Origin of the sequence: Paenibacillus sp. FSL E2-0151, from assembly GCF_037993015.1 — a bacterium.
Taxonomy (GTDB): Bacteria; Bacillota; Bacilli; order Paenibacillales; family Paenibacillaceae; genus Paenibacillus; species Paenibacillus amylolyticus.
Map to the genome: position 1 here is coordinate 2,375,483 of NZ_CP150308.1, position 20,274 is coordinate 2,395,756.

Genomic DNA, 20,274 nt, shown 5'->3' on the forward strand with positions numbered 1-20,274 from the left:
GAGTGCGGATTACTTATATTGTACACCTGATGTATAACGGTTGGACGCATTCCAGAGCAGATATTCATGTACATCCATGTCTTTCATTGCTCTAATCTGGTCTTCCACTTGTTTCTTGCCATACTTGACATAATGCCCACTGCCCAGCCAGCTTGCTGTGAAGTCCTGAATCCACGGACGAATGACGGGTTTGAGTTCTTTGGTAGGGTCTAGTTTCTTGTGTGTATCTTCCATTGAACCCTTGATGGTTGTGTAAGGATCTTTGTCAGGGTCCTTGACCCCATACCAGCCAGTAGAATAGTGACTAGGGTATACCATCGGTGAGATTACGTCCACGTTTTCGGATATTTTAACAAAATCCTGTCCAATGCCTTCAGCCGCAGGTACAGAAGCGGCATAACCGAAAATATCAACCGAGACACGGACCCCTAGCGGGGCTAACTCCTTGCGTGCATATTGCACGAATTCAGCCACAACATCCACGCGTGACTTGTCAGATTTGGTATATTTCAATACATCGGCTCGAGTTTCGAAACCTTCCGGGAAACGAACGTAGTCAAATTGAATCTCTTTAAATCCAAGCTTGGCTGCTTCCTTTGCAATCTCAATGTTGTAGTCCCATACTTCCTTGCTATACGGATTCACAAAGCTGTCGCCTTTGCCATTTGCCCATACAGATCCATCCTTGTTTCGAAAGGAGAGCTCCGGATTTTTCTTGGCAAGAATCGTATCTTTGAATACAACGACACGTGCAATCGGGTAGACCTCATGTTTTTGCAATCGTTTCATCAAGGCATCGATATCCCGGATAAAAGGTTGGGATTTACCCATTTTCTGAAGCGCTTTGTTTTCTGTGGGATAAGTTATGTATCCGAGATCGTCTTTGATATCAATGACCATGGCATTCAGTTCTGTACTGTCTGTCAGCTCCAACAATTCTTTCATACGTGCGCCGCCTGCGCTGTAGGCCGTTACATAAATACCTTTGACCACAGGTGCATCAGGTTGAGGATCAATTTTGGCAGGTGGGTTATCGGCATCAATAACAACCTGATCTTTTTGAGATTGGATAATTGCGGTGTTAAAACTGTTGGTTAACGATTGGAATTGAGGGGTTCCCTGGTCCGCCACTGCGGGGGCACCACCAAAGCTTCCAAAGGCCATAGCCATTAAAGCCCAAAACATGTTCATTCATTTCCACTCCCTTATGTGTGCATTCCATGTATGAATTATACATTAAAGCCTCTGGGCTTTTAACCATATTAATCAAGTAATGAAACACATGGAAAAAATGAAAACCGCTTCCTGCTGAGGAAATCCCCTGCAAGAAGCGGCGTGATCAATCTGAAAAAAATTATTGAATGTAAATCTCATTTTGATGCTCACAAATACTGTACTGAATGATTTCCATTGCGTCTCCCTGTTCCAGGATGCCCAGCCCATCCCGGAGGACAATCAGTGAGTCGAGTTCATTCGGTTTCAAGAAAGGGAGCATTTCCGGGCACCATCTGTTGACAATCTCAAACAGTTTTACCGTTTCCATATCCACAATAATCACCCTTTCCTACTCGAATTCCAAAATGGTAAGTCATTCGGCGCGATTCGGGAAAGCATATGGCCTGTGAAATTGAAGGGTTGAACCTGCTATACAACATATTTAGGAGCCGTACACCGTTATTATACCACAATGTTGTGAATTGTTAACCGTACAGGTGTCTCAACTTCTGCGAAATGAACCCATAACACCAACCGTTTCCACAATGTTAACAAAAGCGTTTGGATCTGTATCCTTGATAATACGTTTAATTTCAACCAACTCGTAGCGGGTGGTAACGGTCATGAGCATGTCCTTCTCAATATCCGTGTATGCTCCCTGAGTCTTAATTTTGGTAACTCCACGAGGCCGAACAAGTAATTTTTTTAACATGGCTTCGGTTTCGTTTGTAATAATGTACAGTGTTACTTTGACGTGACTGATATGGATCAGATCAAGCACTTTGCCTGTAATGTAGATGGATACCATCGAGGCCAAGGCTGTATTCCAATTGTCACTCAGGTAACCTGCAAGCATAATGATCGTACCGTTCATACCGGCCATCACTGTACCAATCGGAAAGTCTCGTTTACGCGTGAAAATGGACCCAACAATGTCGAGTCCTCCTGTGGAGCCGCCGACTCGGAAGGAAACGCCAGTACCCATTCCAATAAGCACACCGCCAAATACAGAACTAAGTAAAGGATCTGTAGCCACAGCAAAAACAGGCAGAAGCGCAATGAACCAGGAAGTGGCTGCTACCGAAAGAATACTTAATGTAATGAAGCGTCGTCCAAGAATAAACCAACCTGCAATGAGCAGGGGAATGTTAAGAACAAAATACATTATACTAAGATTCAACGTTGTAAAATAACCCAGAAGCATTGAAATACCGGACACCCCGCCGCTTAAAAGCTGATGGGGGACCAAAAACCAGTTGAAGCCGCAGGCAATAGCTGCAGCACCCAAAATGATCACTAAAGAGTGCCAAATTATTTTGGGCAATTTAATCACCTCATTTATATTTAAAACCAGATTGCTGGTAATCTTGAATTGTTTTGTGATATAATAATTTGTGGATATTCTTGAGTAGGAAACTTTTCCTAAATGGAGCAATAAAATTTTGAAATGTTTCAAACACATGTATGTAGTTTTAGTCTTATGTTGGGGACCCATTCATGGAATTATATTCGTTAGTGAAAATAATTCGTCCCGTTGGGATACCCTATAAATATTAACGCTACTTAAGAATACAGACAACAAAGTGGATTGTCCACCATGTCCACCATATAAAAGGAGCATGAATAATTTTGACAAATTTAAACTTTACAGATTTCAATCTTGAACCACTGGTGCTGCAAGCCATCACTGAGCTCGGGTTTGAAGAAGCAACACCGATCCAATCCAAAGCGATTCCTTTGGCACTCGAAGGCAGAGATTTGATTGGTCAAGCTCAAACAGGTACGGGTAAAACAGCTGCATTCGGTATTCCGTTGATCAGCAAAATCTCAAAAAGTGACGAGAAAATCCGCGCCCTTATTATGGCACCTACACGTGAACTTGCAATTCAAGTTGCTGAAGAGATCGAAAAACTCACTCGCTTCAAAGGTCTTCGCTCCCTGCCAATCTACGGCGGACAAGATATCGTGCGTCAAATCCGTGCACTGAAAAGAAAACCACAGATCATCATTGGTACACCTGGACGTCTCCTTGACCACATCAACCGCAAAACAATCAAACTAGATGATGTACAAACTGTTGTACTGGATGAAGCAGATGAAATGCTCGACATGGGTTTCATGGAGGATATCCAATCCATCCTGAAACAAGTTCCAGACGAGCGCCAAACTATGCTGTTCTCAGCAACAATGCCTCCTAACATTCAAAAATTGGCACAACAATTCTTGAACAATCCTGAACACATTTCTGTGATTCCGAAACATGTTAGTGCACCATTGATTGACCAATCCTATATCGAAGTACCTGAGCGTCAAAAATTCGAAGCATTGAGCCGTTTGTTGGATATGGAATCTCCTGAACTGGCGATCGTATTCGGACGTACAAAACGTCGTGTTGACGAATTGGCTGAAGCTTTGCAAAAACGTGGATATTCTGCAGACGGTCTTCATGGTGACTTGTCCCAGAATCAACGTGATGCGGTAATGCGTAAGTTCCGTGACGGCAGCATTGACGTACTCGTTGCAACAGACGTGGCTGCACGTGGTCTCGACGTATCTGGTGTAACTCACGTTGTTAACTTTGACCTTCCGCAAGATCCGGAGAGCTATGTTCACCGTATCGGTCGTACAGGTCGTGCGGGTAAAGAGGGTGCTGCTTGGTCCTTCGTTACACCGCGTGAGATTGATCACTTGCACTTCATCGAGCGTGTAACACGTCACCGTATTCCACGTAAACCACTGCCAACAATGGCAGAAGCGGTTGAAGGTAAACAACGTTTGACAGCAGAGCGCTTGCTGGAAATCGTACAATCAGGCGAACTGAACGAATACAAAGGTATTGCGATTCAAATGCTTGAGCAATATGATTCTGTTCAACTGTTGTCGGCTGCACTGAAGCTCCTGACAGGTGACAAAAAGGATGCTCAAGTTGATCTGACTCCTGAAGATCCAATCCGTGCAAAACGTCGTAAACCAGATGTTCGCTCAGGCGGACGTAAACCATCGGGTTACAGCGGCAACCGCACAAGTGGTAGCGGCGGCAGTGGTGGTGGTTACAACCGCGATCGCAACAGCAGCGGCAGCGGACGTGGCGGTTACAACCGTGATCGTAACAGCGGCAGCAGCACTGGCACTGGCGGTGGAAGCAGAGAAGGTGGTTACAACCGTGACCGCAAACCGCGTCCAAGCAGTAACGAAGGACGTCGTCCAGCGAAAGATTCTTCTTTCGAGTAATATAAACGTATGATCTGAAAAATGGAGCGGGCAACTGCTCCATTTTTTTATTTTCAAAGTGACTGCATCATTTTATTTTACTATCATAAGCGGCCAGAAGCGCTAGCTAAGGACAATGACGATCTCTTTTCGGGAAGTACTGGCTTTTCCTATCTATAATAAGGTATATTAATATTAGACTTCAGGTAATTCGCAAGGCTGCAGAGGAGGAGAAATGTTTGGAATTTAAAGGAGCTATGGGTGGGATCTACCGGCTTACAGAGTGGATTACGAGACTGGCCGCAACCAATCTGTTGTGGGCTATTTGTTCGTCTCCGTTCTTGTTTTTCTTGATTATGAAACTGCTCGTGATGCAGCAGAACCTCGCAAACGAATCATTGCAAATGAACTGGGCTATAGCTATTGTGGCACCGCTTACACTGTTCCCGGCGACTTCGGCGCTGTTTACGGTTGTTCGTAAATGGAATATGGGCGATACGGATGTACCGATCTTCCGTACTTTCTTTGTAGGTTACAAGGAAAACTACAAGCAAAGTTTAATTGGGGGTATTTTTTACACACTGCTATTCGCGATTATGTATCTGGATTATACAGTGTACATGACTCAGTTCCGCAATATGCAGCTCGTGGGAATCATCATGTTAGTACTGCTTCTCTTGTTATTTGTATCACTCTTTAACTTCTTCTCGATGGTTGTACATTATCATATGTCCATCGGACTCATTATCAAAAACGCGGTATTGCTTACGCTGATCAGACCATTCCGTGTATTTTCCACATTGCTGGGAAGTGGATTGCTGTTCTACATCGGTTTCCGTTATCCGGTCTTGTTTGTTTTCTTCATTATCAGCATCATTGCTTGGTTCGCTTTCTTTAACTTCTACGCAACCTTCAACAAGATGCAGGAGCAGATGGAGAAGATGCAACTCAAGAAGGAAGAAGAGGAAGCTGCTGCGCTGGCTGAACAATCAGCAGAGAATGGTGAAACACCTGAGCCATCAGACGACAAAAACATTACATTGCAAAAATAAAACATGATGAATCGCCATTTACTTTTTACACAGTTAGGGATATAATAATTGTACATCCTGCGATGTACGTTTCGGTTATTCGTTGTTTTGAACCAATGATGATGTCTTCGGGAGATCAACACAGAATGTTGCTGAAAAGCCCTGTCTATACGACATGGGGACTTCAAAAAGCATTTTTGCGGTCACCCACCTGCCAAGCAGGTTCATAAGACAATGTAGCCGGACGGCATAGGCGGGTTCCTAAATCTTCATGTACAGCACCCTGACTTTTCCTCTACAAAAGGAATTTCAGGGTGTTTTTAAGTTGTGATGAATGTTTTTGATTGGTTTTATGATAAATATGATGCTTGCCCTTTTGTTACTACTTGAACAATGTTACACTAAGATACATAAATGGAACGGTTACAATCAAAGGAGGAAGGGTCTTGACCTTAAAGAGAACGCTCGTCGGTATCATCCGCAGCATGGAGGGGACCAGCGATCGAGCCAAGGATCCCAAATTAAAAACACGGTATTATAACTTATCCAAAGACAGAGCCTGGGAAGAGGTCTCTTCGACACTCAAAAAGATTCCGGGTTATAAAGTGCTGCATGAAGTGCCTTCTGTTGGAGAAGTTATTCTGGAGAAGCGGACTACCTTTGGACGGACGATGGATATTACAGTTTCCATTATCTCAGTAAGTCCTGTTCGCAGTGCGGTGGATATGTATTCAGCTTCACGTGGTTCACTTGGAGACTTGGGTTCCAATTATCGCACGATTATGAACTTATTCTCTGTACTGGATAAAAAGCTAAGCAAGTATAAAGCAAATGATTGAAATAGATGATAAATAACAAAAAGCGAGTGAAGGTTAACCTTCCTCGCTTTTGTTCTGAACGTATGATAACTTCTACAGCAAAGCTTTTACAGCAGCAATCGCTTGTTCGAAGTTAGGGGAGTCTGTCATTTCAGGCAAATACTCCACATATGTAATCCGGTCTTCGGCATCCAAAACAAAAATGGAGCGCATGTCGAGTTGGAATTCTTTGATCAGAACGCCGTAGTCTTCACCGAAAGAACGTGTTTTGTAGTCTGACAATGTAACTACGCGGTCAACACCAGCTGCTCCACACCAACGAGCCTGAGCAAACGGAAGGTCAACACTGACTGTCAAGACAACAACATTGTCTCCGAGTTCTCCAGCTTCCACGTTGAAACGACGAGTTTGCGCATCGCATACGCCAGTATCCAGGGAAGGAACAACGCTGATTAATTTGATTTTGCCTGCGAAGTCTTTCAGGGAAGCATCCTCAACCAGGTTCTTGCTCAGTGTAAAATCAGGTGCTTGATCGCCCACTTTCAGTTCGGGTCCGATCAATGTAATAGGGTTGCCTTTAAATGTGGCTGCGCCTGTACGTTCTTGTGTCATAATAATGTTCCTCCTTATAAATTGGTGATCCGTGCCAAAATCCATTATAATCTTTTATGAAAGGCATTGTCCAATTCGGGCATGTACCATTACGATGGATCAGAGATGTGAGTCCGATCTGAACAGGGTGGAGTGAAAGAAGAAATTTATGATATTTATTCGCTATGAGAACTGGAAAGGTTATTTGAAGTATTTCCCTTTGACGTCGCTTTTTTTAATTGCCAATGTAGTCATGTTTATTGTGTTAACGGTGAACGGTGGATCAACGAACAATATGGTGCTGCTGAAATTCGGGGCACTTACGAATCATGAACTGTTCGCGCATGAATGGTGGCGTTACATTACATCCATGTTCCTGCATGCGGGCTTCGGTCATTTATTGTTTAACAGCTTTGCGTTAATTGTATTTGCTCCACCGATGGAGCGGTTGCTCGGGTCGGTAAGGTATGGTGTATTGTACCTGGGTGGTGGTGTATTGGGTAATATTCTTGCTGTTGCGTGGTACAACTCGGTTGGGAGTATTACCATCTCGGTAGGTGCTTCAGGAGCGATCTATGCCGTCTATGGTGCATTCCTGTATGTAGCGCTGTTCCAGCGAACGATGATGGACGAGGCTTCGCGCAAAACGATGTACACATTGCTTTTGTTCGGGATCATATTCTCCTTCGCCATGTCAGGCATCAACTGGATGGCTCACCTTGGCGGATTGTTGGGTGGATTCTTTATTTACGGACTGTTGATCAGATTGTGGAAACCCCGCAGCTTAAAGCGGTAGTCAGAACGTTCTCAAGATGGAATACAGTCAAGGATAAGTAGTGTATAACAGATTGGAGCGATCAGGCGAGTGGAATTAAGACAGTTGCATTACTTTTTGAAAGTGGCACAGAAGGAACATGTAACACAGGCTGCTGAAGAGTTGCATGTGGCACAGTCGGCGGTGAGTCGTCAGATTCATCAGCTGGAAGAAGAACTGGGCGTGGACCTTTTTATGCAAAAGGGACGAAACCTGCAGTTGACTGCAGTGGGGCAGCTTTTTTGCAAACGAATTGAAGGTATATTAAAAGATTTGGACAAGGCAGTTGGGGAAGTTCATGAGTTTCTGGACCCGGAGCATGGAGAGATTCGAATTGGGTTTCCGCATAGCCTGGGGATTCATCTCATTCCTTCCGTGGTGGCTGCTTTCCGTCAGCGCTACCCCAACGTGAAATTCAGATTCAAGCAGGGGATGTTCCCTACGCTGATTCGTGATGTGTTATCCGGAGAGGTAGACTTGGCATTCATTTCTCCTTTTCCAGAGAAGCATGATCAAGTAGATGGCGATATTGTACTCACGGAAGAATTACATGCGATCCTTCCTCCTAATCACCCGTTAGCTGGTGAAGAGACAATTGCGCTTGAACAGCTCAAGGATGATAAATTTGTATTGTTTAGCAAAGGTTATTCTCTTCGTCCTATTGTGTGGCATGCCTGTCTGGAAGCTGGTTTTACACCCAAGATCGCATTTGAAGGGGAAGAGACCGACACCATCCGCGGATTGGTCGCTGCGGGCATGGGGGTCAGTCTGCTGCCTGAGATGGCGTTATTCCAGACGAATCCGTTGCAACCGGCACATGTGGCTATCTCCCATCCAAAAGTAACGCGAACTATCGGGTTAATTCATCGTGCGCATGATAAACTGCCGCTGGTTGCTCAGTCCTTTCGTTCATTCTTGCTTGATTATTTCGGTTTACAACAAAACAATACCCCATCCGATTAACGGTGGGGTATTGTTTTTTGTTTTTGTTGTATTAAGTATCCAATTAATCGCGGCTGTTGAAGATTCCGATGTAACGAATCAACTCAAGCAGTGAAATCAACGCTGCAGCAACGTAAGTCAAGGCTGCGGCATTCAGAACTTTTGCAACACCTTTTTCTTCTTCATTACGGATGTACCCTTCGGATACCATAATCTCTCTAGCGCGATTACTTGCATTGAACTCAACCGGTAAAGTGATGAGTTGGAATGCTACAGTTACGGAGAAGAAGATGATACCGATACCTACAAGGTTCATGGCATTGAAGATGAATCCTGCAATTAACAGGAATGGAGCTAATCCGGATGCAAAGTTCACAATTGGGAAGATCCGGTGACGCAGTGCCAGCATCGGATAACTTTCTTTATGCTGAATGGCGTGGCCAACTTCGTGACACGCTACCGAAACAGCTGAGATTGAGTTTTCGTAATATACTGGTTCTGATAAACGTACAACCCGATTGATCGGATCATAGTGATCAGAGAGTGTACCGCGTACAGGTTCAATTGGAACATCATGCAGGCCGTTAGCATCAAGCATCTGGCGAGCGGCATCGTAACCAGTCATTCCGTTCTGGTTCGGAACCTCCGACCAACGTCTAAACGTACCTTTAACGCGAAATTGCGCCCATAAAGAGAGCAAAAAGGCGATAATGATCAATACGAACATACCGTTATTAAAACTCATATTCATTCCTCCGCTTTCTAAGAATAAGCTACATCATGGTGTTCTCAAGCAAGATTTTTAGTGCCTCCATTGTACCGGCACTTTTGGTGAGGAGTCCTGCCATCATTTTACGTGCTTGTACAGGTTTCATCTCTCCAAGTAGCGGTTTGAGTTCGTTAACCTCTCGCTCAAGTTGTTGTACGTGAAGTTCCAATGTTGTCAATTTGCTGGCAACTTGTTCTTCTGTACTAACCAGACGCCACTTCTCAAGAGATTGCTTAATCTCGTCGAGACTATACTTCTCTTGTTTCATCTGTACAATACGTTCAAGCCTCGTTAAAGTTTCATTACTATAGAGACGATAATTTTTTTGTGTACGTTCTTCGGGAGCGATTAGTCCAAGCTTTGTGTAATAATCAATCGTCCGTTCACTAACACCAGCGGTCTTGGCGAGTTCGCCAATCCGAAAAAGTTTCATATCCCCAATGATATTCACCTCGCTTGCAAGTTCAAATGTAGGGAATTGTAGTTTCCACTTGTGAATTTCTAGACTACGCCCAATTTTTCTTACTAATAAGTATGATACATGATCTTTAACCGTACAGTCAAACGTTATGCTTTGGCAATCAGCATACTGCATTTCTATATCTATGTACTCATAGAATGTGATTATGTACTTAAGTGCAAGAAAAAGACGTATGACTTTATTCCCAGAAATAATTTTCAATTTTGATGAAAATACTCTTGTCAACTTTCCTCTCTTCTGCTTATAATGACATTAAGAGTTTCACGTTATGTGAAGAAACTTAACATAAGAGGGAGTGGGGTATATGAGAAAGAAATGGTTGGTTTCCATGTTAGTAATGCTTACTTTGTTCGCTTTTCCGGTTAGCGCATTTGCGGCTGCGGAGGGTCCGACTAACATTGAACTTCAAAGTGGTTTGAACTCAGCCTTTACGTTTTTGGCTGTTGTACTCGTGTTCTTGATGCAAGGGGGATTTGCTTTACTTGAAGCGGGTTCAACACGAATGAAGAATGCAGGACACATTGCGGGTAAGACCATCCTGACATTGGGAATTTCAGTTATTGCCTTCTGGGCTTTGGGTTTCGGTCTTGGTTTCGGTAATGGTAACAGCTTCTTTGGAACAACAGGATTCTTCCTGAGCGGTGACAAGATGGCTGCTTCCTTCGAATCACTGGCTTTCTCCGATGTTCCACTGACTGTTAAATTCGTTTTCCACCTCGCTTTTGCGGCGGTATCTCTGGCCATTGCCTGCGGTGGTATGGCTGAACGTGCAAAAATGAGCGTATATATTGTATTCGGTACACTTTATACCATTATCATGTATCCGGTTGTTGCTCACTGGGTATGGGGCGGCGGCTGGTTGGCTGAGCTGGGTATGCAAGACTTTGCAGGATCGACGGTTGTTCACTTGACTGGTGCGACTGCAGCATTGGTAGCGACGATTTTGTTGAAACCACGTATTGGTAAATACAACAAAGACGGCAAACCTAACATCATTCCAGGTCACAACCAAGTGTATTCCGTACTCGGGGTTATTATCCTCTGGATCGGTTGGTTCGGTTTCAACCCAGGTAGTACGTTAACTGCCTTGGATGACGGATTCTTTGGTTATGTTGCATTAACTACTAACGTAGCTGCTGCAGCTGGTGGTGTTGCTGCACTGTTGATTTCTTGGGCAGTTCTTGGCAAGTCCGATATTCCTAGCATGTTGAACGGTGTGCTTGCGGCACTCGTTGCAATTACAGGTGCTTGTGCCTTTGTTGAACCTTGGGCAGCTTTGGTTATCGGTGCTTTGGCTGGTGTTATCACATTCTTCACAGCACAGTACTTCGATCGTAAAGGAATTGACGATCCAATCTACGCTTTCTCCGTACACGGTGTTGCTGGTATGTGGGGAGCAATCTCCACAGGTTTGTTCGCTACACCAGAACTTGCTGAGCATGCGGGTGTAGGTCAAGCGGGTCTGTTCTATGGCGGTGGATTCCACCAATTGGGCGTACAGCTTCTCGGTCTGGCAGGTGCTTTTGCCTTCGTACTGGTAATGTCCTTCATTATTCTGGGCGGAATGAAAGCGATCATGGGCATCCGTGTTACTGAAGAAGAAGAAACAATGGGTCTGGATATCAGTGAGCACGGTACTTACGGATACCCTGAACAAATGAAAAATGTAGATTCTAAATCCAATGGCGGTACGTTCAGCTCCTGAGGTGAATAATGCTGAAACATGCTTCAAGGAGGCTGGACATGATGGAACCCATCTCGTATACAAACTATTCCTGGTCTTATCAGGGAATCGATGGTGCGGTGTCTTCTCAAGAACTGCGCCAGGCACGTGTGATATTACAGAACGAGCTCCAGGAATTGTTGTCCGCTTCCTTGTCGCCGATCGAGTGGTACCAAACGGTAAATGAACTGCATGACCGGATTGCACGGAAAGCAGTAGAGTTATGCATTCAGGGGATGGTTGAGGAAGGCTTCGGCCAACCTCCCGTCCCCTATGCCTTTATCGTATTTGGCAGTTCCGGCAGGGAAGAAGCAACGTTATGGAGTGATCAGGATAATGGCATGATCATTAGCGATACTCCGCATGAAGGTAAAGAGGAATATTTTGCTCAGCTCGGACAGCGAATGACGGATATGTTAGAAGAGCTTGGTTACGCCAAGTGCGAAGGTAAAGTCATGTGCTCAGAGCCACTCTGGAGAAAAACGCTGGCGTCATGGAAACAACAATTAGCAGATTGGAGCTCGGATCTGAATTGGGAGCCCGTTCGTAATCTGATTATTGCTTCAGACATGCGTTTTGTTGCAGGTGAGCAAAGTCTGGCGGAGGAATGGATCACGAGTTTTTATGAACAGTTCAGACTGATTCCTGAACTTTCGGATGCAGTTCTTCGCAATACGGTTAAACATAAAGCTACATTAAATGTACTTGGACGTGTGGTCACAGAACGATTTGGTGAACATGCAGGCGGATTTGATGTCAAGTATGGCTTGTACATTCCGCTGGTGAACAGTGCTCGTTATTTGGCTTTGCAACATGGAATCAAGGAGTCATCTACGTTAAAAAGAATGGAGAGACTGACTTCACTTGAAGCTGTTCCATTTACATTACTGGATGCATGCCAGCGGGCCTTCTTAGCTGCTTTGAAATTTCGCAGAAGTACACCGGTTGTCATCCAAGGGGATTTGCAACATAGCAGTGGGTTTCTGGATGAGAAACAGATGAAACAAAAACAGATTCATTATGAGCTCAGGGATACGCTCGGGTTGGTACGACGAGTGCATCGTGCTTTGCAAAGACAGTTGCGTTTTGCAGAAAGGAGACGTCCATGAGAGAGCCGGCAAGGGGCAATACAGGATTCTGGAATTCGCTGCGTCAGGGAGGGGTTCCTTCCGCCATCGCTTCCATTATGGGAGCCCCTACGGCGCAACACATGGCGTTTATCCGCTCTATGATGAGAGAACAACGCAGACCTGAGGTTCTGCATACACCTCTAAATGAGCTGGACGCAGTTGTATTTGATCTGGAAACGACGGGATTTTCGCCCCAGCACGGGGATGAGATTATCTCATTTGGTGCGGTCCGTATACATGGAGGTGTGGTACTGGAAGGAGAACAGTTTTATACGGTGGTGCAGTCCAAGACTGCGGTTCCGGAACATATTACTGAACTTACAGGTATTACACAGGAGATGACGTTGGACGCACCAACTTTGCTGGAAGGGTTGCATGATTTCATGTCTTTTGTAGGTGGAAATGTTCTGATTGCACACGCAAGTGCGCATGACCGAGCTTTTCTGAATGCAGCTCTGTGGCGGACTTCAAAGGTAAGGCTGACACATCGTTTAATCGATACGATGATGTTGGCCCGCTGGCTTGAACCAAGCAGGCCGGGGTATGGTTTGGATGAATTGCTGGAATCCAGAGGGATTCCGATCTATGGACGTCACCATGCACTGGAAGATTCAAAAATGACTGCACAGTTATGGTCCTGCTACTTGGAGGACATGACTCGTAAAAATGTGGAGACTTTGGGTGATTTGTATACCCAGCTAAGTCACGCATAACGGAACGGGAAGCAGATTGTATGAAGGCACAACGTGTTGTGCCGGATCCTGCGATTCCTTCGAAGATTCAATCCGATAACCGTTCAGATGCATATGAGATCGCGACCCGCTTGTAAGGTCGGGTGAGCCGATGAGGTACATCTGAAGCAAACCGGCGAAGGCCGGAAGAGCTTGCAAGTCCTCTAAGGAAGGAACAGGCCTGGTCTGGGGATGAGAATGGAAGATACCGATGAGCTTGGGCTCGGAGAATACGCACCGAATCCATTCGGCATCATCCAGAGTAAAATGGTGCAGCGGGTCAGGTGCTACGTTACGAATGGGCTGAAACCGACTGATTCGTATACCGCCCGCTGCGGTTTCACCCAGCATAACCCCGCAGGCTTCTTGCGGCAGCGAAAGGAACATGTGCTTTGACATCTCTTGTTCTACGGAAGAAGGGATGTAGAAGGCGTTTTGCTGCCCGTGAAGTGCTGCCATTTGTATTCACCCCTCTCTCTTTGGCTCCTGCTATGGCAGGAGTCCTTTTTCATTTTATTTTCTGTGATGCGGATTGTAAAATTTTAAAGGAAAAGGGTACAATAATAAAGAGAACATTTGGGAATCATGTTCTGGTGAACTATGATAGAGCGTGATAAACACTTAGCATATGCAGAAATTACGGTTTCAGTTTCAATATGCTAATTATATAAAAGGGTGGCGGGTTATGAAACGAAACATATACATACTCCTTGGTGTTGTCTTGCTGGTTGGTATTGCACTGGCCCAGAATGCGGGTGACGGCATTGCAGCCGTCTTTAAGCAGGAAGAACCCATGCCTACAGAGACGGGACCTCGTGCGGGTCTTCTGGCGCCTGCTTTTTCTCTGACAGCAATGGATGGGAAGACGTACAGTGTGGGCGGTGCCAAAGATAAGGCCACGTTTGTCAGTTTCTGGGCATCCTGGTGTGAGCCGTGTAAGCAGGAAGCTCCAGAGCTGAACAGAATGGCTGCAAAATACAAGGATAAGCTTGACATGTATGGGGTTAATGTAACGTCATACGATAAACTCAAGGATGCCAAAGCTTTTGTGGATGAGTACCAACTGACATTCCCTATTCCCTTGGATGAGAAGGGGACTGTGTATGCTCAATACAATGGGGTGGCTTTTCCAACGAATGTTCTGATTGACTCCAGAGGAGTTATACAGGAGATTGTTCTGGGCATATTACCCGAGAAAGAGTTGGAACGTAAGATTAAAAAGTTAATTGCGAATTAATTTTCATGTAAACAAAGAAGCCTTTGCATCCATGAATCATGGGTACAGAGGCTTCTTTTTATTTTCCGGGAAATAAGCGTTATTAGTGGTTGCTTATCCCATGAGCAGGAATAGGGAGTGTGCCCGGCTCATCCTGCAATTTTTCTTGAAGCAATGCATAGCGGAAACTGTGAACGAGCGCTTCCCAACTTGCTTCAATTACGTTCTCGGATACACCGACAGTGTTCCATGTGTTCTCCGTATTTTTGGATTCGATCAATACACGAACTTTCGCGGCTGTGGCATCTTTCTCATCCAGTACACGTACTTTGTAGTCCGAGAGGTGCATGTTGGCGAGTGAAGGGAAGTATTGCACCAGTGCTTTCCGAAGCGCATTATCGAGTGCATTCACCGGACCGTTACCTTCAGCAGCGGTATAAGCGCTTGTTCCAGCGATATTCACTTTGACAAAAGCTTCAGAAACAACGGATTTGCCTGCCGTTTTCTCTACAAGCATTTTGAATGATTCAAACGTGAACAATTCTTTCATATCACCGTTCGCTTCACGAATTAACAATTCAAGCGAAGCATCTGCGCCTTCGAACTGGTAACCCTGATGTTCCAAGTCTTTGATCTTTTCAATAATCTGACGTGAATTGGCACTGCTTGGATCGAACTCAAGCCCCAGTTCCTGAGCTTTGGATACAATGTTACTTTGTCCGGCAAGTTCAGAGACCAGCACACGTTGTTTGTTACCAACCAGTTCAGGCACGATGTGTTCATAGGTACGTGAATCCCGCAGGATGGCAGAGACGTGAATCCCACCTTTGTGAGCAAAAGCAGCATTGCCGACATAAGGCTGATTAATCGGCATATTCACATTGGCAATCTCGCTAACATAACGAGCCACGTTTGTAAGTTGTCTCATGGAATCATCAGTAACACATTCATAGCCAAGTTTCAGTTGCAGGTTCGGGATAATGGATGCGAGATTGGCGTTACCGCAACGCTCTCCATAACCGTTCATCGTTCCTTGCACCTGACGGGCTCCGGCTTGTACAGCGCTGAGTGTGTTGGCGACAGCCAATTCACAATCATTATGTGTATGGATCCCGAGATGTGCATGAGGCAGGATTCTATGCAGTGTGGATACGATCTCGTGCACCTCGTTTGGCATCGTCCCGCCATTGGTATCACACATAACGAGCCAGTCCGCTCCAGCTTCGTGGGCCTTGGTCAAGACCGCTTGAGCATACTCCGGGTTATGTTTGAACCCGTCAAAGAAGTGTTCTGCATCAAAGATCACTTCCATTCCATTCTGTTTCAGATAGGCGATGGAATCATAGATCATGGACAAATTTTCTTCCAAAGTAGTCTGCAAAGCGGTATGCACATGGAAGTCCCATGATTTACCGACCAGGGTTGCAGCCTGAGCACCAGATTCGATCATGCGCTTCAGGTTGGCGTCTTCACTAGCAACGCTGCCTTTACGGCGGGTACTGCCAAAAGCAACAACCTTTGCGTTGAGGTTTAATTCCTTGACTCTTTTGAAAAACTCAATGTCCTTGGTATTGCTGCCGGGAATTCCGCCTTCAATATAATGGACACCCAGGTCATCAAGCTTCTTGGCAATTTTGAGTTTGTCGTCTGCCGATAAGCTGACACCCTCCCCTTGTGTGCCGTCACGTAAAGTCGTATCGAAGATGGAAATGGCCTTTGACATGAAGATCCTCCTTTGAGATAAAGCGCTCTTTTAAAAGTTTGGATTGTAAGTTAGGAAAAGCTGTTAAGTACGTTAGTGGACGAATCCTTCGATTCGGCAACGCTACACTGTGTTAAACTCAATGCGCTGATTTGTCCTAAAGTCGTCAATTTGTATAATTAATTATTATAGCACCATTATAGCCAAATGCTACATAGAAATCGCAGTTTCATGTAACAATTAACGGATTTTAGAGAAAAAAGAAGGATGTTAATCATAATCCGGATGTATGTTATAATCTATTATTGAGTTTTAATTGGAATATATGGAAGAAAAGGAGGGTTAATTTTGAGTTTTGTATGGGAAAATACGATTATTGCTCTGATCACTTTGATACTTTTTGTGAGTGTAGGCTGGTTAATTATTCGGTCTCTGATCAGATCTCGCAGAAAATAAATGCTCATGACTGAATTAACATAACGGGTTTGATATACTATAGAAGAAAGAAATTCGTTTCATTAATTAGTGTGCAAGAAAGGGCGGGGGTTCATGATGTCTTCAGGCGGCAATCCTCCAGCAAATGTGGATCAATATTACCCTGCAGCCGGACGGGTAATTCTGCATGTCGATATGAATGCTTTCTACTGCTCTGTACATGAAGCCGAGGAACCAGATTTATATAGAGGAAAAGCAACGGCCGTTGCGGGCAGCAGTGAACTGCGAAAGGGTGTAATTGTAACCTGCTCATATGCCGCTCGTAATCGAGGCATCTCAACAGGTATGGTTGTGCACCAAGCCATGAAAAAGTGCCCTGATCTCATTGTGATTCGTCCTGATTTCCATTTATATCGTCAATATTCAAGAGCCTTCATGCAGATTGCGTATAGTTATACGCCTCAACTTGAGGCTACATCCATTGATGAATGTTATCTTGATATTACAGGTTCAAGGCAATTCGGGAATCCAATGGAGATTGCGGAGAGCATTCAGCGTAGAATCAAGGATGAATTGGGGCTGCCATGTTCCATTGGCATTGCACCCAACAAATTATTGGCGAAAATGGCTTCGGATCTGAAAAAACCGAACGGTATTTCCATTTTACGCATGAGAGACGTACCCCGGATTCTTTGGCACAGACCATGCAACGAGATGTTTGGCATTGGCAAAAAAACGGCCGAAAAGTTGAAAAAACTGGGTATTGAAACGATTGGTCAATTGGCCAAGTCGGATGAGAACATGTTGACCGAACTATTTGGAGTTAATGGAGCATGGCTCAAAAATTCCGCGAATGGCATTAACCATTCCGCAGTTCACGCGGAACGTGAAGCCAATAAATCCATTGGGCATACAACCACTTTACCGGCGGATGTATCGGATATGAATGAGATTCATCGGGTGTTCCTCAATATAAGTGACCAGGTAGCCAGAAGGTTGCGCAAGCACGAAATGTTCAGTCAGGGTATTCAGATTACAATCCGGACACCGGATATGAAGACAATCACTCGATCACGTCTAATGGAAGTTCCTACGGAGGATGCAACGGTCATTTACCGTGAGGCCTGTAAACTATTTGAGAAGCATTGGGGTAGTGGCAAACCTGTACGCATGCTGGGTGTGACACTTCAAAACCTGATTCCAAGAGAGGAATCCGCTGTACAGATGGACTTGTTCGAATATGAGCAGAAGCCCAAGAAGGACAATCTGATTCGGATTATGGATCAGTTACGTGATAAATTTGGTGAGAATGCTGTTGTGACCGCGGGCATGCTTGGAGACGATCCTTCCGTGCTGCTTCGTAATCATAAAGTGCGCGGTACTTCCCTGCAAAAAGATAACTTGCAAAGTCTTGATTAAATAAGGGATAATAGAGACTTGTGGTTGCAAAATGTTTGTAATTATCCTTACTTTGTATTAATATGTTTCTAGATAAAAACACTGTACGTTTTGAATTTTAGGAGGAGAGAATGTAAATGAGTAAATATACTTGGGTTGAAAAAGACACATGCATCGCATGTGGCGCTTGTGGAGCAACAGCTCCAGACATCTACGATTATGATGATGAAGGTTTGGCTGAAGTTATCTTTGACGGCGATGCTAACCATGGTGTCAAAGCTATTCCAGACGACTTGTTTGACGATATGCAGGATGCATGCGATGGCTGCCCTACAGATTCAATCAAAGTAGCGGACGAGCCTTTCAATAAAGAAGGCTAAGTATTTCTCACATGAACATAGAGCACTTTCTTTTGTCTTAACGACAAAGGAAGGTGCTTTTTTTGCATTCATTTAACTGTGATTATCTGACTATGGATCAAGGACGAACATTGTCGACCCCCCTTTTTTCCACCGGGTACTCAAGTCCTATGGATTCAACGCCTGGTTATGCCGATATATAATGATATACGGAAAAAGGCGAAATAGTGGAGGATCGGATGCAAAATACTCATCTAAGAACATATGTCAAGAAACATCCCGACAATAAAATGGCCTGGTACTTGCTCGGAAAGGAGTATTTGGGCGAAGGACAGGAGGCCAAAGCCAACTATTGCTTTCAGCAAGCGGGCGAGGTTTATGAGGCATTTGAACGCAGTAAAGCTCCTGCTGACATCTGGGTAGACTATCAGGAGAAACTGGTGGAGATGTCTGAGCAAAAGGAGAGAAAACAACGTAGACGCAAAATGTGGCTTACGTTGCTCATGCTGCTTGTGTTGGCAGGTCTGCCACCTGCGGACGCTCCGGGTTTCAGTCGGGAAGCAGCTGACGCACTGTCAGCCGCACTGGAATCCACGGATGACATCGAAGCGCCTGTAGAAGCGGATAAACAGGTTGGAACTGCATCCATTGCGCCAAGCAATGTGTTCACTGCTGCGGCATTTGGTGGAGGTAATCATGGCGAGGCTGCGCTCGCAGCTGCCTGGTCCGGGTCTGGCCCAAAAGTAGAGACTTCTGCTGTACTGGGTATGCAAACCACGGATGACTGGTCTTTATGGAAGCGAAATATGCCTGTGAAATACATAGTACAAACCAATACAAGCGGGAAATTAACTGCACAGAGTTATGATGCCAAGCAATGTAACTGTGAACCTCCTGAAATTACACCGAAAATCAAAAAGATGGCCTTGGCGTGGACCGCCAAGCAGGAAGCAGCTGCATCATTATCAAGTGCAATCGTTGCCTATCGCAAAAAAAATGACGCTTGGCCCAAGAGTGTAACGCAAATGGCTCAGCCATTTCCGAACAATATTCTGGGAGAGACTGCGTCAGGGATGACCGAGATGTTTCCGAAGCTGCTAGCTTTGCATCAAGGAAAGGTACAGGAAGGAAAGAACGATTCGAGTGGTAAAGAGAATGGTTCAACGACTTCGAATTTGTCTCAAGGCAAAAATGCCGCTTTTGCAGATACGCTGGGAGGTCAGCCTTTTTTGCAGGAACCGCTGGAGATTGTCATTGATAAGAATAAACATAAACTTGCATTAATCAGTGGGGATACCATTGTTCGTATGTATGATGTGGGACTTGGCGGTGATCGAACACCGGAGGGGTCATTTGTCATTACAGATAAAGTGGTCAATCCGAATGGACGCTCGAACGGTGAGTTTGGAAGCAGAGGTATGCAACTCTCGAATACGAATTATGCCATCCACGGGACCAACGAGCCAGACAGTATCGGACTGGATGAGTCCCTTGGATGTGTGAGAATGCGTACAGGAGATGTAGAAGAGTTATTCGCTCTTGCTCCGCAAGGCACTCCGGTACGCATTGGAGAAGATGTACTGCCAGATCTGACGCTTGTTCCAGAAGCAAAGCAGCGTTATCAGCATACGCTTGTTCCAAAGCAGAATAATCCGAACAAAACGTATCACTGGCTGAATTGATCTGTTTGATATGTAGAATCAGATGGA

The 20,274-nt window shown here is 44.9% G+C and carries 20 protein-coding genes and 1 other RNA gene; 13 read left to right on the top strand and 8 right to left on the bottom strand.

Features of this window, described 5'->3' with window-relative positions; translation table 11 throughout:
* Positions 1-9 precede the first annotated feature (9 nt).
* The 3 genes from MHI55_RS11025 to MHI55_RS11035 form a co-directional block, all read right to left on the bottom strand.
* The gene (locus tag MHI55_RS11025) at positions 10-1,170 is read right to left on the bottom strand and encodes a putative glycoside hydrolase (RefSeq protein WP_235200769.1); all 1,161 of its coding nucleotides are present in this window, start codon (positions 1,168-1,170) and stop codon (positions 10-12) included.
* Positions 1,171-1,354: 184 nt separating this feature from the next.
* Positions 1,355-1,543 carry a hypothetical protein gene (locus MHI55_RS11030; RefSeq protein WP_029880762.1) on the bottom strand — a complete coding sequence of 63 codons (189 nt, stop codon included), beginning with the start codon at positions 1,541-1,543 and terminating at the stop codon, positions 1,355-1,357.
* Between the two features lie 174 nt (positions 1,544-1,717).
* Positions 1,718-2,539: a YitT family protein gene (locus tag MHI55_RS11035; protein WP_036609659.1), complete on the bottom strand. Its 822-nt coding sequence runs from the start codon at positions 2,537-2,539 to the stop codon at positions 1,718-1,720.
* A 305-nt stretch (positions 2,540-2,844) separates the two neighbouring features.
* On the opposite strand from MHI55_RS11035, the gene MHI55_RS11040 reads away from it, so the two are divergent.
* From MHI55_RS11040 to MHI55_RS11055, 4 genes are all read left to right on the top strand, one after another.
* A complete protein-coding gene (locus MHI55_RS11040) occupies positions 2,845-4,446 on the top strand; it encodes a DEAD/DEAH box helicase (protein WP_340389993.1) in 1,602 nt (533 codons plus the stop codon).
* Positions 4,447-4,664: 218 nt separating this feature from the next.
* Positions 4,665-5,477: a DUF624 domain-containing protein gene (locus MHI55_RS11045; RefSeq protein WP_036609655.1), complete on the top strand. Its 813-nt coding sequence runs from the start codon at positions 4,665-4,667 to the stop codon at positions 5,475-5,477.
* A gap of 51 nt (positions 5,478-5,528) precedes the next feature.
* Positions 5,529-5,720: non-coding RNA, 6S RNA (gene ssrS, locus MHI55_RS11050), on the top strand.
* 182 nt (positions 5,721-5,902) lie between these two features.
* A complete protein-coding gene (locus tag MHI55_RS11055; protein ID WP_017689382.1) occupies positions 5,903-6,295 on the top strand; it encodes a DUF1499 domain-containing protein in 393 nt (130 codons plus the stop codon).
* 72 nt (positions 6,296-6,367) lie between these two features.
* Here MHI55_RS11055 and tpx read toward each other — a convergent pair whose 3' ends face one another.
* Positions 6,368-6,886, bottom strand: a complete 519-nt coding sequence (tpx, locus tag MHI55_RS11060; protein ID WP_036609653.1) for a thiol peroxidase — start codon at positions 6,884-6,886, stop codon at positions 6,368-6,370.
* A 148-nt stretch (positions 6,887-7,034) separates the two neighbouring features.
* On the opposite strand from tpx, the gene MHI55_RS11065 reads away from it, so the two are divergent.
* Together MHI55_RS11065 and MHI55_RS11070 are read left to right on the top strand one after the other, a co-directional pair.
* On the top strand, positions 7,035-7,661 hold the full coding sequence (locus MHI55_RS11065; RefSeq protein WP_036670140.1) for a rhomboid family intramembrane serine protease: 627 nt from the start codon (positions 7,035-7,037) through the stop codon (positions 7,659-7,661).
* Positions 7,662-7,730: 69 nt separating this feature from the next.
* Positions 7,731-8,642, top strand: coding sequence for a LysR family transcriptional regulator (locus MHI55_RS11070; RefSeq protein WP_036609648.1), 912 nt, complete (start codon positions 7,731-7,733; stop codon positions 8,640-8,642).
* Positions 8,643-8,685: 43 nt separating this feature from the next.
* Here the strand turns inward: MHI55_RS11070 and MHI55_RS11075 are convergent, their stop codons facing one another.
* Positions 8,686-9,366 (bottom strand): zinc metallopeptidase, encoded by a 681-nt coding sequence (locus tag MHI55_RS11075; RefSeq protein WP_036609646.1) that lies wholly within the window; start codon positions 9,364-9,366, stop codon positions 8,686-8,688.
* A gap of 28 nt (positions 9,367-9,394) precedes the next feature.
* Positions 9,395-9,823 carry a MerR family transcriptional regulator gene (locus MHI55_RS11080; RefSeq protein ID WP_017689377.1) on the bottom strand — a complete coding sequence of 143 codons (429 nt, stop codon included), beginning with the start codon at positions 9,821-9,823 and terminating at the stop codon, positions 9,395-9,397.
* Between the two features lie 352 nt (positions 9,824-10,175).
* Here MHI55_RS11080 and MHI55_RS11085 point away from each other — a divergent pair, with 352 nt between their 5' ends.
* From MHI55_RS11085 to MHI55_RS11095, 3 genes are read left to right on the top strand one after another with little or no spacing between them, the layout of a single operon-like run.
* Positions 10,176-11,576, top strand: a complete 1,401-nt coding sequence (locus tag MHI55_RS11085) for an ammonium transporter (protein ID WP_076249901.1) — start codon at positions 10,176-10,178, stop codon at positions 11,574-11,576.
* A 38-nt stretch (positions 11,577-11,614) separates the two neighbouring features.
* Positions 11,615-12,703, top strand: a complete 1,089-nt coding sequence (locus MHI55_RS11090; RefSeq protein ID WP_340389995.1) for a DUF294 nucleotidyltransferase-like domain-containing protein — start codon at positions 11,615-11,617, stop codon at positions 12,701-12,703.
* Positions 12,700-13,437 (top strand): exonuclease domain-containing protein, encoded by a 738-nt coding sequence (locus MHI55_RS11095; protein WP_017689374.1) that lies wholly within the window; start codon positions 12,700-12,702, stop codon positions 13,435-13,437. Before MHI55_RS11090 ends, MHI55_RS11095 begins: the two co-directional genes overlap by 4 nt.
* On the opposite strand, the gene MHI55_RS11100 is transcribed toward MHI55_RS11095, so the two are convergent.
* A complete protein-coding gene (locus tag MHI55_RS11100) occupies positions 13,423-13,914 on the bottom strand; it encodes a M67 family metallopeptidase (protein ID WP_076249900.1) in 492 nt (163 codons plus the stop codon). The genes MHI55_RS11095 and MHI55_RS11100 overlap by 15 nt on opposite strands.
* A 226-nt stretch (positions 13,915-14,140) precedes the next feature.
* Here MHI55_RS11100 and MHI55_RS11105 point away from each other — a divergent pair, with 226 nt between their 5' ends.
* A complete protein-coding gene (locus tag MHI55_RS11105) occupies positions 14,141-14,692 on the top strand; it encodes a TlpA disulfide reductase family protein (RefSeq protein ID WP_100529308.1) in 552 nt (183 codons plus the stop codon).
* 82 nt (positions 14,693-14,774) lie between these two features.
* On the opposite strand, the gene cimA is transcribed toward MHI55_RS11105, so the two are convergent.
* Positions 14,775-16,394: a citramalate synthase gene (gene cimA, locus MHI55_RS11110; RefSeq protein WP_076249899.1), complete on the bottom strand. Its 1,620-nt coding sequence runs from the start codon at positions 16,392-16,394 to the stop codon at positions 14,775-14,777.
* Positions 16,395-16,925: 531 nt separating this feature from the next.
* Between cimA and MHI55_RS11115 the strand changes: the two genes are divergently transcribed.
* The 3 genes from MHI55_RS11115 to MHI55_RS11125 all read left to right on the top strand — a co-directional run bounded on the left by MHI55_RS11115 (position 16,926) and on the right by MHI55_RS11125 (position 20,247).
* Positions 16,926-18,227 carry a DNA polymerase IV gene (locus tag MHI55_RS11115; RefSeq protein ID WP_076249898.1) on the top strand — a complete coding sequence of 434 codons (1,302 nt, stop codon included), beginning with the start codon at positions 16,926-16,928 and terminating at the stop codon, positions 18,225-18,227.
* A 116-nt stretch (positions 18,228-18,343) separates the two neighbouring features.
* On the top strand, positions 18,344-18,586 hold the full coding sequence (locus MHI55_RS11120; protein ID WP_017689369.1) for a ferredoxin: 243 nt from the start codon (positions 18,344-18,346) through the stop codon (positions 18,584-18,586).
* A 218-nt stretch (positions 18,587-18,804) separates the two neighbouring features.
* Positions 18,805-20,247 carry a L,D-transpeptidase family protein gene (locus tag MHI55_RS11125; protein WP_340389999.1) on the top strand — a complete coding sequence of 481 codons (1,443 nt, stop codon included), beginning with the start codon at positions 18,805-18,807 and terminating at the stop codon, positions 20,245-20,247.
* The last annotated feature ends 27 nt before the right edge of the window (positions 20,248-20,274 follow it).

Coding starts and splice junctions, on each gene's coding strand:
- MHI55_RS11105 (WP_100529308.1), top strand. CDS start 14,141: ATGAAACGAAACATATACATACTCCTTGGTGTTGTCTTGCTGGTTGGT.
- MHI55_RS11085 (WP_076249901.1), top strand. CDS start 10,176: ATGAGAAAGAAATGGTTGGTTTCCATGTTAGTAATGCTTACTTTGTTC.
- MHI55_RS11125 (WP_340389999.1), top strand. CDS start 18,805: ATGCAAAATACTCATCTAAGAACATATGTCAAGAAACATCCCGACAAT.
- MHI55_RS11095 (WP_017689374.1), top strand. CDS start 12,700: ATGAGAGAGCCGGCAAGGGGCAATACAGGATTCTGGAATTCGCTGCGT.
- MHI55_RS11100 (WP_076249900.1), bottom strand. CDS start 13,914: ATGGCAGCACTTCACGGGCAGCAAAACGCCTTCTACATCCCTTCTTCC.
- MHI55_RS11115 (WP_076249898.1), top strand. CDS start 16,926: ATGTCTTCAGGCGGCAATCCTCCAGCAAATGTGGATCAATATTACCCT.
- MHI55_RS11075 (WP_036609646.1), bottom strand. CDS start 9,366: ATGAGTTTTAATAACGGTATGTTCGTATTGATCATTATCGCCTTTTTG.
- MHI55_RS11120 (WP_017689369.1), top strand. CDS start 18,344: ATGAGTAAATATACTTGGGTTGAAAAAGACACATGCATCGCATGTGGC.
- MHI55_RS11030 (WP_029880762.1), bottom strand. CDS start 1,543: ATGGAAACGGTAAAACTGTTTGAGATTGTCAACAGATGGTGCCCGGAA.
- tpx (WP_036609653.1), bottom strand. CDS start 6,886: ATGACACAAGAACGTACAGGCGCAGCCACATTTAAAGGCAACCCTATT.
- MHI55_RS11065 (WP_036670140.1), top strand. CDS start 7,035: ATGATATTTATTCGCTATGAGAACTGGAAAGGTTATTTGAAGTATTTC.
- MHI55_RS11025 (WP_235200769.1), bottom strand. CDS start 1,170: ATGGCTATGGCCTTTGGAAGCTTTGGTGGTGCCCCCGCAGTGGCGGAC.
- MHI55_RS11080 (WP_017689377.1), bottom strand. CDS start 9,823: ATGAAACTTTTTCGGATTGGCGAACTCGCCAAGACCGCTGGTGTTAGT.
- cimA (WP_076249899.1), bottom strand. CDS start 16,394: ATGTCAAAGGCCATTTCCATCTTCGATACGACTTTACGTGACGGCACA.
- MHI55_RS11090 (WP_340389995.1), top strand. CDS start 11,615: ATGATGGAACCCATCTCGTATACAAACTATTCCTGGTCTTATCAGGGA.